Genomic DNA, 18,025 nt, shown 5'->3' with positions numbered 1-18,025 from the left:
CGCCCGCACATGTCGTTCAACGCATTCACCATGGTCACGCCATCCCACCATGCGCCTGGGCTGGCGTTCGAGTCTGACAGCCGCCAGCTGGACTATCACCAACCTCAGCCGTGGATCAACCTCGCCGTACTGCTCGAACAGGGATTCTTCGATACAGTCTTCTTCGCCGATGTTTTGGCACCATATGAGGTTTTCCGCGGCAGCCGGGACGCGACCGTCGCCGAGGGGATGCAGTTCCCCACTGGGGACCCCTCCGTCCTGATCCCGCTGCTGGCCTACCACACCCAGCACCTCGGGTTCGTCTTCACGTCCAACGTCCTCCAAGCCCACCCATACGAGTTCGCTCGACGTGTGTCCACATTGGACCACCTCACCGGCGGCCGCGTCGGCTGGAACATCGTCACGTCGTTTCTCCCTGGCGCGGGGAGAAATCTCGGGTTCGGCGGCTTGCCCGATCATGCCGATCGCTACCGTCGCGCCGAGGAATACGCCGCGGCCGTATACAAACTTTGGGAGCACAGCTGGGAAGACGGCGCTGCCGTCCGCGACAGAGCTACTCGCACCTTCGCCGACCCGGCGAAAGTTCACGCCGTCAGACACCACGGCGAGTTCTACGACCTCGACGGTCCTCACCTGTGCGAACCGTCCCCGCAACGGACCCCGCTGCTATTCCAGGCCGGGATGTCGCCCACTGGAAGGGCCTTCGCGGGACGACACGCCGAGGCGCTATTCATCAGCGCTCTCGACCCCGGTGCCGCCGCGCCCGTAGTGGCCGATGTGCGGCAAGCAGCCATCAACGCGGGACGCGCAGCGAGCAATGTCAAGATCTTCGTTCCGCAGTCCTATTTGCTCGCCAGCAGCGAACAGGAGGCCCGCCGTCGCGACACAGAACTTCTCGAACGGCAGACCATCGAGGGGAACGCCGCGAGGATGAGTGTGTTCCTCTATCACGATTGGGGATCCGAGGACCTCGCTGCGAAGGTCGCAGACCTGCGGCAACGCGAGGTGTCCGCGCCTGTCCGGAGGCTGCTCGACTGGTCCAGTCGCGATGACTGGACACTCGGCGAGCTCCTTCTCCGCTGGGGGAACCGAAGGGTCGTCGGCACACCCGAGCAGATCGCCGACAACATCGAGCGTTGGCACAACGCAGGCGTCGACGGCATCAACCTCGAATACGTCACCTCACCTGGATCTTTCGAGGAGTTCATCGAGCACGTCGTCCCGATCTTGCAGTGTCGCGGGCTCATGCAACGCGAATACGCACCCGGCACGCTGCGCGACAAGTTCTTCGGCAACGGCCCGCGCCTGCCTAAAGAGCATCCAGCGCGTCGACTCCGCGCGGAGCATAAGCGACCCGGCTAGCGATTCTCGAGGCCAGCCAAGTAGTCGGCGAAGCGACCCGCCATCCCGTCGTCATGCCCTCGCAGCAACGGTAAGGCCTCACGTAGGCACTTCGCCGCCGCCTGGTGATCGCCGAGACGGTCGAGTACCTCGGCGTTGACGCCGAGTGCGTCCGCCCGCCCCCAACGGTCCGCGGTCGCGGCGTAGGCTTCTTGAGCCCGCGCGCACGCACGGAGAGCCTGGCCGAACAGCCCGAATGCCAAATACGTCCGGGCAAGCGGCAGGAGAGCGACAGCAACACCGTGTTGGTCATCGACGGATGCGAACATCGTGACAGCCTTCTCGCCGTGTTCGATCGCCAAGTCGCGCGTCGCGAGGTCGCGGTACACGCTACCGAGCGCGATGTGTCCCATGGCCTCGCCGATTCGCGTTCCGGCCGCGATGGCCACGTCGAGAGCGCGTCGCGTGAGCATAAAGGATTCCGTCAGGTCGCCTGCAGCATGGGCTGCCTTTCCTAAACCCAGCAGGGCGAAACCGAGTGTGCGACTCGGTCCGTGCGCTCTGGCGGTGCGGGACGCGCGGTCATCGAATTCGCAGGCGTCGCCGATTCGTCCGCCTCGGCGGTATCCCTCCGCCAGCTTCTCTTGGGCCTCGGCAAGCCGGGACGTGTGACCGTCCTTTTCCGCCGCTTCGACAGCGAGTTCCATCAGCGTGATCCACAGCTCGGTGGTGCGGCTGTGGACCAGGTACTCGAACAGGTCGATCGCCATCCGCCACGTCTCGAAGTAGAGGCCATGATCGATACCGAGACGTGCGACGGCCGGCAGACTGGACAGCTCCGTCGAGCACCAAGTAAATGCGCTGGCGAAGCCATCGAACTCCAGCGGCGTCACCTGGTGCGGCGTCGGAGAAAGGTGGACGTGGTGGTCACGCATCGGCGTCAATGCCCAGGCCGCCGCGTTCACGGTGTGGTGGAACCAGGTGACCAGCCGGACGATGGCTTCTTGACACTCGTCCTCCGGTTGTTGGTCGGCTTGTTCGGCGGCGTAGACGCGAAGGAGGTCGTGGAAGTGGAAGCTGTCGATAGTGACCTGGTGCAGCAGGTGTGCCTGGGCCAGGTCATCGAGCAGCCGAAGGCCTTTGTCGATGGTCACGCCTGCGAGCGCGCACGCCGCTTGAGTAGTGACACGGGGTCGTGGATACAGGCTGAGCAGCCGGAACATACGGGCCGTGTCAGGACGAAGTGTTCGGTAGGACCATTCGAAGGCGGCTCGTACGCCGCCGGATTCGTCGATGTCGAGCAGTTGCAGGCGCCGCTCGACGTCGGCCAGTGCCGCGACGTGCTCCCCGATACTCGTGTCAGGGTCGGCGGCGATGCGCTCCGCAGCGACAAGGATTGCCAGAGGAAGTGACGCACACAGGTCCACGAGCTGCGCCACCGCTTCGGGCTCGGCTTCGACTCGGTCGTCGGCGATGATGTCGGCCGCGAGCACGCAGGCTTCGCGGTCGGTCAGGGTGTCGAGCCGGACAGTGCGGGCGTTGTGATCGATGACCAGGCCAGAGAGCTCCTGTCGACTGGTGACCACGACGGTCGTGCCCGCCAGGCTGGTCAACAGCGGCTTGACCTGCTGAGAATCGCGCGCGTTGTCCAACAGCACCAGAACCTGTTGCTTCCGGCGACGGAGGTGCTCGCGCAGAAGGTTTTCTCTCTGCTGCACAGTTTCTGGTACGTGATCCCGCTCGACGCTGAGGCCGCGGAGCAGGTCCGAGAGGATTTCCGTATGGGTCGCCGGGCTTCCCGAGGTGTATCCGCCCAGGGCCGCGTAGAGCACCAGGTCGAACCGGGCGTACATGCCATGTGCCCATTGCAGAGCGAGGGCGCTCTTGCCGATGCCCGGCAATCCGCCGATGACGATCACGGTCGGCGTTTCGTGGTCAGGCGGCTGTGACGTTAGTCTGGTCAACTGCTCCAATTCTGTTTGCCTGCCGACGAAATATGGCGGAGTGACGGGCAAATGCCCGGAGGGCTCTGCCCGTGCAGGGCCTGCGAGGATCTCCAGCGTGCCCTGCGCGTTGAGGGCTTCGTCCAGAAGTTTGCCCGCGTCGACGCTGGGCGGCTTTCCCTTCTCGATTCGGGAAATTGCGCTCTTGCTGACCGGCTTCCCAGCGAGATCTTCTAGCTCTGGGGCTGTCAGGTTGGCGTTATCGGGGTGCTTGCGCAGTTCAGCGACGCGAGCGGCGACGATCTCACGGGTCCGGTCTTCGAGGTCCCGGACCTTGAGGCCGTAGCGAGTACGGAGCTGGAAGAGCCGCTGACCGTACTGCTGTGCCGCAGACGGGTAGGACGTCGGCATAACGGGATCGGCCTCGTCCGAATTGGCGAGCCGATCCTGGTTGCGCTCAGTCATGTCGAGCCGTTAGCAGCGTCGTGCGTCCTGACTTCTCGACGCAACTGCTCGGCCTTAACCTCATCCAGACTCTCCACCAGTCGCAGCGCTGTTGTCAGCGCCTCGACAGCGTCAGCACGGCGACCAAGATCCGCGAGCACAAGGCCCTTGATCTCAAGCGCGTCGGCCTCGCCCCAAGCATCTCGTACCGAGTGAAAGCACTCGGCGGCTTCCTCGCTACACGCCAGGGCTTCCTCGAGTTCCCCAAAGGCGCGACACGTGCGCGCGAGCGGAGCCAGCGCGGAAGCGAGCCCATGGGAATCACCGTCGGACCGGAACGCTGCCAACGCCATGCGGCCTTGTTGCAGCGCTCGCTCGCGGTCACCGGCGTCACGAAGTGCGGTACCCCACTCGATACGTGCGGCGAGCTCGCCGATGCGCGATCCACCAGCGACGAACGCGTCCACGCCTTGGCCGATCAAGTCGACAGCCGTTGCGATGTCGCCACGAACGTGCGCGCTGACCCCGAGGTTCACATAGGGCCAGCCCAGCCGCGGATAGACGGGAACGCGGTCTTTGGTCAGTGCGATCGCCCGGCGGCTCAGCTCGTCCGCACGGTCGTAGTCCCGCATACGCATGTAGGCTGCCGCGAGCTTGTCCGCGACCTCAGCCAGCCAGAGGTCATTGCCGGCGTTCTCGGCCGCGGTCAGCGCGATCTGCATGCTGCTCGTCCAGACGTGGAACGGTCGAGCGAAGATGTGGTAATCGATGAGCACGGTCGGCAATCGCCACGCTTCCCACCACATCCGATGATCAAGTGCCAGCTGCGCGATCGGTGTGATGTTGGGAAGTTCTGTTGTGCACCAGGCGAATGCGGCGCTCGCCGCGTCGAACGTCGCGGGATAGATGCCCCGTGGCGGCGCATCGAGTGGTTCATGGTGATCGCGTAACGGTGTCAGAGCCAGGTCAGCGGCATGGCAGCTGTGGACGTACCACCGGATTAGGCGTTCCGTCGCGTCGCGCCGTTCGCTTTCCCATCGCGGGTCTCGGAATTCTTCGGTGGCGTAGTCGCGGAGGAGGTCGTGAAACCGGTAGCTTCCCTGGCATTGTTGGTGTTGCTGGATCAGGTGTGCGTCAACGAGCCGATCCAACAATGGAAGCGTCTCGGGTTCGGTCAATCCAACCAGGGCAGCGGCAGCGCCTGCGGTGAACCTCGGTCCCGGGTGGATACCGAGGAGGCGGAACAAGCGAGCTTCCTCTGGTTGGGCGGACGCGACGCTCCAGCTGATCGCCGCGCGCACACCGATACCAGCGTGGTCGCCGTCGAGCATGCGTAGTCGGCCGCGATCCGCAAGTGCCTCAGCGTGTTGGGACACACTGGTACTCACATCGGCGGAGATCAGATTTCCGGCGATGGAAAGCGCCAGCGGCAGAGACGCGCACAGGTCGACGACACGTGCGACTGCCTCGGGCTCCCGCGCGGCACGGTCCGCCCCGATCAGCGAGCTGAGGAGGTCCACGCTGTCGCTTTCGGTCATCGGCGGCACCGGGACGTGGACTGTGCGCGTGACCTGGGCCAGTCCCCGAATTCTTCTGCGGCTGGTGATGAGCACCAGAGTGCCCGGTGTCCCGGGAAGTATCGGCTTCACTTGAGCGAGGTCGGCCGCGTTGTCGAGCACGATGAGCACACGCGCGGTACGACCGGTGAGAATGCCGCGAAGTAGTTGCAGCCGTTCGGTCTCCGTGACCGGGATACGACCGGCTGAGACATTCAGACCCTTCAGCAACTCGCCGAGGACGTCGCCCGGCTCTGCCCGTTGACTTTGATCGCCGGTGAATCCGTAGAGATCAGCCCACAAGATCAGGTCGAACGCCGATTTCTGTGAGTTGGCCCAGTGAACGGCGAGGGAGGTCTTTCCCGCCCCAGCCGGGCCCGCGAGGACCGCCGCTGAGGCGGGGGAGCCTGTCGTCATCTGGGCCGCGAGGCCGTCGAGCCGTGCGCGTTGGATCTCCCTGCCGACGAACTCCCTGCCCACTGGGAGTTGCGGATGAAGGTCGGATCGAATCCGGATGACCAGGTTCTGCAGCCAGGCCTCGGTGCCGAAGGCAGTATCCAGAGCTCTCGCGACGTCGACCGTGGCAGGAACGAGACCTCGGATCAGCTTGCTAAGAAAGCCGACGTCAAGGAAGGCCCGCCGCGAGAGTTCGCGCAATGTCCACTCACGCTCGTCGCATAGCGACATCACCTCAGCGCGAAACCTCTCGGCCAGCGTCAGATATGGCCGAGAGCCGGTTGCTGGGCTCGCCACCTCTCGCATTTCGGTCACTCGATCGATCTCCCCTCACTCCCCGACATTGGATCGTGCCACACGGTGATGTGGTGTCCCACCGCGTTCCCGACATGAGGACTAGTCCATTCAGGTGTATCCGCGCCGGTAGACCGTTCGATTGAGTGGATCTACCCACCCTCACTCAGGTAAGTCCACCCGGCCATCCGCTGCGGAACCCGGGGTGTGGCCACCTGGCCCATCGACATCCACCGACGGACTCAATCGTCTTAGAAAGTTGACGCTTTAGCCACTTTGGCCTACCTTGATCTCAGATCGTCCAGTATTTCGAACTTCAAGCGCGATAGATTGAGGCTTCAATGGACAGTCCGGGAGCCACTGCCGAGGACGGAAACCGCGCCCGGGGACCGCCGCGGGCACGGCGTGCCGTGCGGCCTCTACTGCACAGCGCCACCTCACCGATAACGCTGGCCATCCGGCAGCTCATCACGCCCGACAGCCTCTAAGGACGGGCGAATTCTGAGGGATTTGTTTCGGGCACATTCGCGCCCACATCACTTTGCTTTTCATTTCGTGATTACGTATGAGGGGACTTCCATGCCGAAAACCGCCTGGCTGGGCGCTGCCGTCGCAGGCTTGGCCGCTGCGACGTTAGCAACTGTCGCACCGGCCTCTGCCCAGCCGTCCGATATCGACGCCCGTGCCACCGTCGCAGGGACAGTGCCGTCGTGGGCAACACCGCAATCACGCGCGGGAGAGGCGGACGATCAGGCCGTCCGTCACATCCAGGTCGCCCTATCCCTGCGCGACCCGGCTTCCGCACACGCGCTTGCCACACGCCTGGCATCGCCGAACAACCCTAAGCAAGGCGACTTTCTCACCTCGCGGCAGTTCCTCGACCGCTTCGCTCCCACCGAAACCACGGTGAACGCCGTGCGCGACTGGTTAACAGGACAGGGGGTCTCGGTCGAAGGAGCCAGCGACAACCGCTTCATGATCAAAGCTCACGCCCCGACCTCGGTCCTGGAGAAGGCGTTCGGCACACAACTGGCCATCTACCGAGACAAAGTCGCCGGACGGATCGCCACGCTTGTCGCCCCAGAGGCACCGCTCAGCGTGCCGACGGCACTCCGAGCCTCCATCACCGCCGTCCTCGGTCTCGACGACAGCGAGAAGACCATCCGGCCCCAGCACACCGCTCCACATGCGACCGCCCAGGCCCAGACCTGTGCACGCTGGTGGGGTGAACAGAACAACCGCGACGTGCCACAGAAGTACCCGGCCGGAGCCCAGTCGAACTTCCTGTGCGGCTACACCGGCCCGTCGGTGCGCGCGATGTACGGCCTGAACCCAGACCAGTCCGGCGCGGGAACAACGATCGGTATCGTCGGCGCCTACGACTCGACAACTCTGGGCGCCGATATCAACCGGGCGGCGGCAGACACCAGGACCCCGGGGCTCGCGGCCGGCCAGTACAGCAAGGTTCTTCCCGACGGCGGCTTCACCGACGAGAAGGAATGTGACTCCGGCAGCTGGAACGTCGAGCAGACACTCGATGTGCAGGCCGCGCACACGATCGCACCGGCGGCGAAACTGCGTTACTACGCCGCCAGGTCCTGCATCGGCGGGCTGTACGAGGCATTCAACAAGGCGGTCGGAGACAATATCGTCGACGTGATCAGCGCATCTTGGGGGAACGCCGACGGCGAGCGGCGCATGCCGCCCGCCACAAGGGATCTGTTCAACCAGATGGCGTTGCAGGCCTCCATCCAAGGACAGTCGATCATGGTGTCCAGCGGCGACGCTGGAAACAACAGCGGTGCGGTCGGGACACCCACTGCGAGCTTCCCCGCCACCAGCCCATACGTCACCGCCGTCGGCGGCACCACTGTGGGACTCGGACAAGACAACAAGACCAAAGTCCTCACCGGATGGGAGAACAGCGGTAACACGCTGAGCGGGCAGAGCTGGGTTCCGCAGTCCGATGCGGACGGTCCCTTCGCAGGTGGAGCCGGCGGTGGGCCATCCGCGCTCTACGACGCACCCGAGTGGCAGCAGGGAATCGTCCCCGCCGGCGTCTCCAACGGTCGGCGAGCAATCCCGGACGTCTCCGCACTCGCAGATTCCTACACCGGACTGCTGATCGGCTACACCGACGCCTCGGGCCGATATGGCCTCAGCGTCTCCGGCGGTACATCGCTGGCCGCGCCGCTCATGGCAGGCCTCGCTGCCAACGCGCAGCAGACCCGCGGCGGGGCGCAGCGCGGAGGTCTGCTGAATCCGGCTCTCTATGCCGTGCGGGACAACCCCTCCGTGCTCGTCGACGTCGTGCCGCAGAAGGCAGGCGTGTGGACTCCGCGGATGCATGCCCTGCCCGGCGCCAAGGTTCCCGGCGCGGCAGGTAGCTACCTGGTCGACTTCGACGCCCGGCCGCAAAACCTTGCCAGCGGCCGCGGTTGGGACCCCGTCACGGGTGTAGGAACGCCGGGCCCCGGGTTCGTTTCTTTCCTCGCCCGCTAGCTCGCTTCGCCGTGCCCGTTCGTCGGGGGCGGGCACGGCGAAGACCGCCACCCGAACGAATCCGGAGACCGTCGTGACCGAAGAACCCCTCCGCGAGGACTTACGCCGACCGAAAGTGCGCCGTCAGAAGCCGCACTACCTGTCGGACACAATCAGCTTCGAGCGATTCTTCTCATACACCGGGTTTGCGCTACTGGCATGTGTGCTCCTGCTCTTGTTCGCAGCCAAGCTCTTCGACGGTCCGGGCACACCGCTCAGTTCCAGCCCTGCGACGACAACAGGACACCCACCGGTAGCGCCGCCAGCAGTATCGGATCTTGCGGGCTTGCCTAGGGCCACGACGTTTGACGTCATCAACGAGGCGCCCCGTGATCTCCAACGTGACAACACTCCTACCGGGCATGTCGTTCATCCAAACAGGACGGTTCCTGTGTTTTCCGCTCCCGGTAAGGACGCCATAGCCGCATTGCCGTCCAAGCAGATCACCTCCGACACATGGGTGCCCGTAGTCGTCGAGGAAGCGGGCTGGGTGCAAGTACTTCTTCCGGTTCGCCCCAACGGTGCGACCGGATGGTTGTCCACTCAGGACGATTCACTGGAGCACGCGATTAGCCCTTACCTCATCACAGTCGAGCGGAGCTCCTTCCAGCTGTCCCTTCACCATGAGAACCGTCTGATTGGACGATGGACAGTCGGGATCGGGAAGGCAAACGCGGAGACCCCGCCCGGACGGACGTTCGTGCTGGCCTCCCTGATCGATCCGACACAGCGGTTCAGCCCCGTGATCCTTCCGCTCGGCACGCACTCCACCAGTCTGGAAACCTTCGGCGGCGGCCCAGGCACTACCGGCATCCACGGCTGGCCCAACCCCAACGTCTTCGGCAAGCCGTCCAGCGACGGATGCATCCGCGTGCCCGCGGAAGCGCTCCGGGTGCTCAGCACCGAAGTACCCCTAGGCACCCCTGTCCTCATCAACTGATGTCAAACCACAGCGACAGAAAGCGACCATCATGACCACATCCGCATTCCATTGCACCCACACGCGTGTGATGCTCACTGGCCTGAGCATCGGCGCGCTCCTCGCCGCCGGAGCGACGTCATGCGTCACCCCGGCTCACGCCGAAGCCCTCTCTTCCGCGAGCGGCATTTCCGTCAGCGGTGCCGAATCCCTCGCGCCACAGCCCAGTGTGTCGAGCGGCGGCACGATCAAGACCGGCGGCGGATCGGTCTCCACCAAGTCCGGCGCCGTCGTCGCCACCGGAATCAGCGTCAAGGCCGGCGCCGGACTTGCCGAGGCGAAAGTCGCCAGCATCCGCGTGGGCGGAACCACGGTCGGCCCGTTCTCGGCCACCTGTCGCAACGGCAAGACCACCGTCAGCGGATCTGGCGGCAGTAAGGGAAATCTCACCGTGCGTCCCGGCGCATCTGGACAGGGCAAGGCGACCGCCGCCGTCATCACCGTCTCCGCAGCCGGTTCCGGCAACACCACGACCACGCCCACGGGCGAACCCCGCAAGAACACAGCGCTCACCATCACCGTCGCGACGGTCTCCTGCGGCACCGGCACGCCACCCGGCACTAATCCGCCAGGCACCCCGGCACCCACCAAGCCTGGCGAGCCGCCCAAGACCACGCAGCCGACCCGCCCCGGGGAGCGCGGCACACCGCACGACTCCTCTGAGGCCCGGCAGGCCCCCAAACCGCAACCGAAGCCCGGATCCCTTCCGGTCACCGGTTAGCCCCAGCCACCTGGCGACGCCGTGACCCGTCCTCGCCTCCACACGAGGACGGGTCACGTGCAGCGGCAGACCACCCGCCGAACACGAAACCGCGGCGAACCTCCCCGTGCCGCCCACACAACCCCTACCCACCGACTTTTCCCACCCACGACGGGGAGAAAGCATGTCAACGACCATCCATTCCCAGAGCACCCCTCACACCGACGCCTACTCGGGTGAGTTCTCCGAACGATCCGTCCACTTCGTCGGCTCACTACCGCCCGCGATGTCCAAGACCGACCTGCAAGCGATGCAGTGGTTCCTCGACCATGCCGGCGACACGGACCTCCTCACCCTGCCCAGCGACCGCGATCCCCGCTGGATCATCGACTGGCTCACCAACCTCGCGAGCGTCCCCGCACTGCGACCACGCCGAGCTGGAGACTCAACCGGATACGACGACATGCCGACCTACCGCCTCGCGCCGGGCCGGTTCCTCGCCCCCGAAGACGTCTCGTTACGCCGAGTACGTGATGTCACCGTCGCGATGGCCACCCGCCCACGCCTGCGCACGCCGGGAGACTTGCCGCCGCACCAGGTATCGCTCCCCAACGCGTTGGACCTCAGCTACTTCTGCTTCGGCGCTCCCCGACCCGCCCTCGCAGCACTGCCAATCTTCCGAGAAGCGCTGATCCAGGACGTCCTCGAAATCCACAACCGCTGGGACACAGAAGCTACCTTCCAACTCGAGACCCCAGCGGTGCTCACCCTGTTCGAACGCACCCCGCGGCCTTTGTGGAAGATGCTCGCACTTGGGCTCGCGAAGCAGGCAGCCGAACTGATCACCGCCGCCCCGCCGGAGATCAACTGGATCATCCACCTCTGCTACGGCGATCTGGCCCATCGGCCGATGTTCGAACCCACGGACCTGGTCGCCGCCGTTCTCTACCTCAACGCGCTCGAACGCCGCCTGACCAAGGCCGGCCACCCCATGCCGGCCGCGCACATTCCGCTGTGCACGGGAACCAGTGCGCCTCCAACCGACCGCTCCTTCTACCGTGCGCTGGGGCATCTCCGCGGCAACATCGACATGATCGCGGGACTCGTCGACGAAAACCACCCCGATGCTTCGCTCATCGCGCTTCAGCTCGCCGAGGACGAACTCGACCGTCCGATCAGGACGATTGCCGCAGCGTGCGGTCTCGGCCGGCGCACCCCCGAGGCCGCCGCCGCCAACACACGACTCGCCCGGAAGCTCGCCCGCACACCCATCCTCCACTAACTCACGCCACCAGGAGTAGGTCATGACGAGTACCAGCAGCGCGGTTCACCGGCCGCCGACCGGAGCCGACACCCACGTCCACGATGACGGCAGCGCCAACACCGCGGTCATCTACTCGCCAGCCGTGCCCGTCCGCGCGGTCTCCGCCGGGCGCATGCACATCCCCGGCGGTAAAACCACCACTCCCCAGCGTCACCGAACCACCGAGGCAATACTCACCATCATCAGCGGATACTCCGCGATCCTGTCCGGCCACCATCTAGAGACAGCCCTCCCGCGCCCCGGCGACATGATCTACATCCCACCGGATACGCCGTACTGCGTCGTGAATCTGAGCCTCAACGCCTCCGTGCTCATCACCTGTTTTCGAGGCGATCCAGGCTTCAGCGCTGACATCGAGCACCTCACCGATCTCCGGCCTCGGGTACTCCGACAAGTGGACAAGCTCCGCAGCGACCACATGCACCGGCTCATGACCCGCCGCACCGGTCATGTCCGCCGCATCCGCTGACCCCTCACGCTCCACGACGTCTTCCGGAGGCCCAGATGCGAGCAATCATCCTGGCCACAGCACAGGAGCTGCTGACCCAGCATCTCGGTGACAGAGACGAGCCGCCTCTGTCACTGGACGAAGTCGCGGCCTGTTCGGGTCTGTCCCGACATCACGTACGCGCCTACTACACCTCGCCCGACGCGATCGTCCGCGACCTGCACCACCACTCGACCGGCACCAGGAGCACGCATGCGCTGGACTGACATCCACATCCGCGGCGTCGGAGCCGAACTCGGCGACCTCGTGCCGGTTCACGAACTCACCAACGCCTCGACACGCCGTACCGACTCCCCGACCGGACAGCGATCCATCTCCCTCGCCCGCGGCCGGACCGGCATGGACCTCGCAGTCCAAGCAGGCCACAACGCGCTCGCGAGCCTCGCCATGACCACGAACGGTTCCCTGGCTGTGCCCGACCTCCACTTCCACGCCGCCATCTGGCGAGGCTCCCGCGGACTCGACTTCTGGTCCCGGGCCGCCTACGTCCGCTCCCGACTCGGCCTTCCCGCCGGCCCCGGCATCGCCACCGAAATCAACGCCATGAGCAACTCCCTGATCGGCGGCCTCGACCTTTCCGCACGCATCCTCGCGGGCAGCAAAGACGCTGGCACCGTCATGCTCACCGGCGGCGAAACCTTCGGACCGCCCGCCTTCGACCACCTCACCGCCGACCGCGACATCGCCTACGGTGACGGGGGCTCCGCACTCATCATCGGCCGCGAGCCGGGCCTGGCCGAAGTCCTCGCAACAAGTTCCTGGAACGACCCCACTTTGGAACAGCTCCACCGCGGCGCGACACGGTTCCAGCCGCCCGGCACCACCGAAGTCGGGATCGAGGCCATCCGCGAACGTAAAGCGCACTACACCGACGCGGTCGGCGCCGCATCCATTCATCAGCGCAACGCGACCGGACTGACCTACGTCGCAGCGGAAGCACTCAGCCACGCTCAGCTCGACGCCGCCGACCTGCGGTGGGTCCTCCTTCCGCACTACGGACACCGTCTCCTGCACAGCCAGTGCCTGCAACCGCTCAGGCTGTCGCCGGAGCGCAGCCTGATCCACGCCGGCGACCAATGGGGCCACGTCGGCCCCAACGACCAGCTCATCGGCCTGACCCACCTCCTCACCCGGCACGCCGTAGCGCCAGGCGACCACGTCGCGCTCATCGGCATCGGAATCGGCATGACCTGGACCGCCAGCATCCTGCGCATCACCGCCGTCCCCAACGAGATGCGGGACTACCAGCTACCGACACTGCACCCCTGGACAACCCGGACCCCGCCAGTCCACACAAGCCACGACGTCCAGGGTTCTCGCCACTAGCGCGGAACCTGCTGGTGCGCCTGAACCCCGCATGGGCCTCGAACTCACCGGCGTCCAGACCTCCCAACCGCAGCACTGGTGATCCGAATGAACGACCTCCGCAACGAGCAGACCGACCACAGCCCCGTCGACCAGCAGGCTCGGGGCCTCGCCAACGCCGACCTCGACACCGCACTGTTCGGCCCGCCGTACATCTACGTCGCCGCCGACAACACCGCCGTCGCTGCGGTTCACCAACACCCTGCCCACATCAGCGACTGGCCCCCTAACGCTGTCACCACCGTCGGCACCCTCCACCCAGCTGCTTGCGGAATCGACGTCGACCCCGGCGACACCGGGGCCCCCGCAGAAGCCGGGCACGCCTTCAGCGACGCCCTGGTCTCCTGGTTCGAACGCCTCGGCCTTCCCTGGCTACGCCGATCCTCCGGCCGCCTCGGCCATCGTCATCTCATCGCCCTCGTCCCTGCACAGCTAAGACACGACCTGCGCACACTTTGCGCCCAGCTCGCCCGGCACCACGCGATCTCAGCAACGGTCCGCACCACACTGCGTCTCATCACAGCACCGCATCGCCTCGGTCTTCCCTGTCCGATCATCGACGGCACCCTGGAACCACGCGACCTACCCACGCCTGCCCGAAGCCGACATCGGCCTGCCCATCGGCCTCGCCCTCGTCGTTTCCGTGCACGATCACCGCACATGGCAAGCCGCTCTGAAAGCGAGTATGGCGACGCTCTCGCACGGGCCCGCGCTGGCTGGTCCACCGATCAGGCATGGCTCGCCGCAAACCGCACCGGAACCAAGGCAGCTGACATCGGCAAGCAAGCCTGGCAGCGCTGGATCTGGGCCCCAGCACGGACAATCGTCGATGCAGAGCAACATCTCTCAGAAGACACCGCATGGCAGCAGTTCAAACAAGCTTCACCCGCACAAGCACAGCACTTGGGTCGCTCACGGTGGCTCACGGAACGCTGGCTGCCCGCGATCGACGAGGCACGTACCCATCGTCCTCGCCGCCGCCGCACTAGCCGAACTCAGCAGCATCCCCAGACGGCGCTCGCGAGGTACGACCAGGGAAGCCAGATCGCCCTAACACGTCGACTCCTCCGCATCACAGCGTCACTGCAACTACGGCGTTCGCCGACCACACAGGTCTCCATAAAACGTTCCACACTCTATGCCGCTCTCGATGCACTCGCAGCCGCCATCGTCACCCGGTCAGGGTCGCTCTCGATTCGCGCTTGGGCCGAAAGGTCCCTTCTTGACCCGAAATCGGTGCGCCGAGCGCGTGATACAGCTGAAAAATTTGGCCTCATCCAACGCACCCATCGCTACCGCGGCGGCCCCAGCGACTGCGACAGTTGGCAACTCACAACAGCCCTTAATGACCTACTATCGCGTCTCCGAGGCCAATCCCCCACTATTCTGTACACCCCCCACACCCTTAGCTTTGGCGCAGCAAACTACGAACGCCTAAAACGCACCCATCTACGCGAACAAAACCGGTGGCGTTTACTTTGGGGATCGAGTACCGATCACGACAGCTCCACTAACGGACACGCGCCACCGGATACCACATGCCCACCCTTAGAACACCGACACATGCCCCTCGAATCCAATACACCACTAAAACCAACCGATATCGAAATAACGGGAGCACCAGTCACATCGATAGTCAACATCAAGCGAGAGCAAGAATACTCCCGGCAAATACGCGGCCCTTAACTCAATTTCCAGAAATTCGCGAAATCCGTACCCTGTGAGGAAAATTGCAAGTCCACTCGATCGAGGCAACAATGGGAACTTAGACAAGCAACCAGATAAGCCGCGTTTCTTCAGCACCACCGAGGCTGCCACAATCCTTCGCATGTCGCCAATGACATTATGTCGCGCAATCGACACTGGACCGTTTACCGCCATTCAGATTCGAGGTCGACTAGTTGTACCAGCGCGCGCAATCGACAAGATGAAGAACGCAGCCTGTTCCGCGGCAAGGTAGTCGATGCCGCCGAATTCAATTGAAGCAAGACTCATTCAAGTCCTCTTCTAACCGCCGAGCACTACGCGCATGCCCGCGCGGGAGTTGAGCCGTTGGGAGAGGTCGAACGCAGTGATCGCGCGATTGACTGCACGTCGGGCGTGGGCAGCCCTAGCTTCGGTGTAACCATCGCCGCCTGCTCCTCACCGTCACACCCCTACCCCTCAACCGAGCACTCAAACGACATCGCGCCAAACCCACCGACCAGAACCTCGCCTCCACCGACCACATTACCGCGTCACCCGAAACTACAGGCCTACGCGCACCGACCTTCGCTGAACACTGGGGCGCCAACACCAGCCGAACCGACCTATCCACACACCGCTACCGCCGAACAACTGATTCAGGTTCACTACCTCCGCGAACGTTCACAAGGCCGAGCGCCGTCCGGCGCCGAACTCGACTGCATCGCCGGAACCCACAACTACGGCCGCCGCATCCTCAGAGATGGCGCAGCGAAGGCATCGACTCGCACCCAGCCCCCCGAGCCGCACCGGCCACGCGAAACACCGTCAAGGTCCCAAACGACAACACCACCCCGACCTTCCGCACGCCGACACACCGCAGAACGACAACTCACCGAATCAACGTCCCAAGGCTTGACCCGAACCCATGATCAGCATGAGCACTACCAAACTGAACAAAAACCAGCAGTATGATCTTCAAAGGCCCAGGTCAATTAGTGTTGTCCCCGCGCGAGCGGGGTTGGTCCCACTGGTCACGAGCGGCGCGGGACAAGATCTCCGTTGTCCCCGCGCGAGCGGGGTTGGTCCGTTGAGCGGCAGGGCGATGAGGTGCAGGAGACCGTTGTCCCCGCGCGAGCGGGGTTGGTCCTTCAGGCGAGCACGTATCACCTGCCGCCACAGGGTTGTCCCCGCGCGAGCGGGGTTGGTCCGCGAGGCGCCTGGACGAGTTGATGTCCTGGTTGGTTGTCCCCGCGCGAGCGGGGTTGGTCCCAAGAGCCTCCAGAACTGGCATGTTGCCGCTGAGTTGTCCCCGCGCGAGCGGGGTTGGTCCCCCACCCTCCTTCGACTGGAGCGCGAGCGGAACGTTGTCCCCGCGCGAGCGGGGTTGGTCCCCGCCGTCTCGCCGCGGCGAAGCTGCTCGACCTGTTGTCCCCGCGCGAGCGGGGTTGGTCCCTTCCGGTCTGGGCCGTCACACCCAACCAGGAAGTTGTCCCCGCGCGAGCGGGGTTGGTCCCTGGAGCGGCAGCGAAACCACCTGGAGCAGGCCGTTGTCCCCGCGCGAGCGGGGTTGGTCCGGCCGCTCGCTCACGTCCATGGTGAGCGAGCTGGTTGTCCCCGCGCGAGCGGGGTTGGTCCGGCCCTGGTCTTCACCGATCAGACCAGAACGCCGTTGTCCCCGCGCGAGCGGGGTTGGTCCCAGGCCGAGGATCACCGCGCTGGCGCACGCGACGTTGTCCCCGCGCGAGCGGGGTTGGTCCACGTTCCTAGAGCCGGTCCGCTGGACCCTGGTCGTTGTCCCCGCGCGAGCGGGGTTGGTCCCGGGACTGTGACGGTTAGTTCGCCGGACGCGGAGTTGTCCCCGCGCGAGCGGGGTTGGTCCGTCCATCCGCGCACGCACCTGGTCCAGCAGGTAGTTGTCCCCGCGCGAGCGGGGTTGGTCCGCCATCGGTCAGAAACACCCGGCAGGCGGCGAAGTTGTCCCCGCGCGAGCGGGGTTGGTCCTATGCGGCCGCCTTCATCACAGGAACTGGTGAGGTTGTCCCCGCGCGAGCGGGGTTGGTCCGTCGAACGACTGGGGCAAGACGATCTGGAAGAAGTTGTCCCCGCGCGAGCGGGGTTGGTCCCGCCAGGGAGCGCGAGCCGTGCCAGAGGTCGAAGTTGTCCCCGCGCGAGCGGGGTTGGTCCGGTCCATCACCGCGGACAGGGCGGTGGCCTTCCGTTGTCCCCGCGCGAGCGGGGTTGGTCCGGCGGCGGCCTTGGCCTCGTACCAGTTGGCGACGTTGTCCCCGCGCGAGCGGGGTTGGTCCTGTGCGGCGTTTCACTGGTCGCCGCCCTTGCGGGTTGTCCCCGCGCGAGCGGGGTTGGTCCGTTCGGCATCGAACGGCTCGGGTTATGGCCGCAGTTGTCCCCGCGCGAGCGGGGTTGGTCCCTGGTCAAGGGCACCGCGATCGCCGACCCGACCGTTGTCCCCGCGCGAGCGGGGTTGGTCCCGGGCCCCACGGGTCGTCAGCCTCGTTCCATTGGTTGTCCCCGCGCGAGCGGGGTTGGTCCCGACCGATGGGACGAAGGCGAAGGCATGGGCGGGTTGTCCCCGCGCGAGCGGGGTTGGTCCCGAGTCCATGTGCACCACCCCGGGCATGAATCCGTTGTCCCCGCGCGAGCGGGGTTGGTCCGTCGTTCCCGACGCTTCCGAGCGCGATGTCATCGTTGTCCCCGCGCGAGCGGGGTTGGTCCGCCCCGCCTGTGGACATGCTGTTGCGAGACCAGGTTGTCCCCGCGCGAGCGGGGTTGGTCCGCCGTAGACGTTCGCGCCGCGCGCGACCACCCGGTTGTCCCCGCGCGAGCGGGGTTGGTCCCGGCGTCGTGAAACCACACACCGCCGGGGCGAA

General features: G+C 65.3%; 10 protein-coding genes and 1 CRISPR repeat array. Of the genes, 8 read left to right on the top strand and 2 right to left on the bottom strand.

Translation table 11 applies throughout. The annotated features are described in order from the left end of the window. The first annotated feature begins 9 nt into the window (after positions 1 to 9). Complete coding sequence (locus ED92_RS38335) at positions 10 to 1,362, top strand: NtaA/DmoA family FMN-dependent monooxygenase (RefSeq protein ID WP_161791140.1); 1,353 nt, start codon at positions 10 to 12, stop codon at positions 1,360 to 1,362. On the opposite strand, the gene ED92_RS38330 is transcribed toward ED92_RS38335, so the two are convergent. After that, entirely contained in the window at positions 1,359 to 3,749 is a 2,391-nt protein-coding gene (locus ED92_RS38330; RefSeq protein WP_052121209.1) for an NB-ARC domain-containing protein, read from the bottom strand. The two genes, ED92_RS38335 and ED92_RS38330, sit on opposite strands and share 4 nt — an antisense overlap. Further along, positions 3,746 to 6,046 (bottom strand): helix-turn-helix domain-containing protein, encoded by a 2,301-nt coding sequence (locus ED92_RS38325; protein WP_235213505.1) that lies wholly within the window; start codon positions 6,044 to 6,046, stop codon positions 3,746 to 3,748. Before ED92_RS38325 ends, ED92_RS38330 begins: the two co-directional genes overlap by 4 nt. A gap of 567 nt (positions 6,047 to 6,613) precedes the next feature. On the opposite strand from ED92_RS38325, the gene ED92_RS38320 reads away from it, so the two are divergent. The 7 genes from ED92_RS38320 (at position 6,614) to ED92_RS38290 (ending at position 13,412) form a co-directional block, all read left to right on the top strand. Then, complete coding sequence (locus ED92_RS38320) at positions 6,614 to 8,536, top strand: protease pro-enzyme activation domain-containing protein (RefSeq protein ID WP_081976048.1); 1,923 nt, start codon at positions 6,614 to 6,616, stop codon at positions 8,534 to 8,536. 73 nt (positions 8,537 to 8,609) lie between these two features. Next, the gene (locus tag ED92_RS38315) at positions 8,610 to 9,515 is read left to right on the top strand and encodes a L,D-transpeptidase (protein WP_235213492.1); all 906 of its coding nucleotides are present in this window, start codon (positions 8,610 to 8,612) and stop codon (positions 9,513 to 9,515) included. A 31-nt stretch (positions 9,516 to 9,546) separates the two neighbouring features. Beyond that, positions 9,547 to 10,275 (top strand): hypothetical protein, encoded by a 729-nt coding sequence (locus tag ED92_RS38310; protein ID WP_235213491.1) that lies wholly within the window; start codon positions 9,547 to 9,549, stop codon positions 10,273 to 10,275. Between the two features lie 163 nt (positions 10,276 to 10,438). After that, positions 10,439 to 11,536 (top strand): hypothetical protein, encoded by a 1,098-nt coding sequence (locus ED92_RS38305; protein ID WP_037347300.1) that lies wholly within the window; start codon positions 10,439 to 10,441, stop codon positions 11,534 to 11,536. Between the two features lie 22 nt (positions 11,537 to 11,558). Next, entirely contained in the window at positions 11,559 to 12,047 is a 489-nt protein-coding gene (locus ED92_RS38300) for a cupin domain-containing protein (protein ID WP_037347298.1), read from the top strand. 35 nt (positions 12,048 to 12,082) lie between these two features. Next, on the top strand, positions 12,083 to 12,292 hold the full coding sequence (locus ED92_RS38295) for a hypothetical protein (protein WP_037347296.1): 210 nt from the start codon (positions 12,083 to 12,085) through the stop codon (positions 12,290 to 12,292). Beyond that, complete coding sequence (locus tag ED92_RS38290; protein WP_037347294.1) at positions 12,279 to 13,412, top strand: 3-oxoacyl-[acyl-carrier-protein] synthase III C-terminal domain-containing protein; 1,134 nt, start codon at positions 12,279 to 12,281, stop codon at positions 13,410 to 13,412. The genes ED92_RS38295 and ED92_RS38290 overlap by 14 nt, the downstream gene beginning before the upstream one ends. A 2,722-nt stretch (positions 13,413 to 16,134) precedes the next feature. Continuing rightward, positions 16,135 to 17,992: direct repeats of the CRISPR family, unit length 28 nt; unit sequence GTTGTCCCCGCGCGAGCGGGGTTGGTCC. Positions 17,993 to 18,025 lie beyond the last annotated feature (33 nt).

It is taken from the genome of Amycolatopsis sp. MJM2582 (assembly GCF_000754115.1).
Lineage (GTDB): Bacteria > Actinomycetota > Actinomycetes > Mycobacteriales > Pseudonocardiaceae > Amycolatopsis > Amycolatopsis japonica.
This window is presented reverse-complemented; position numbering and strand designations above follow the sequence as displayed.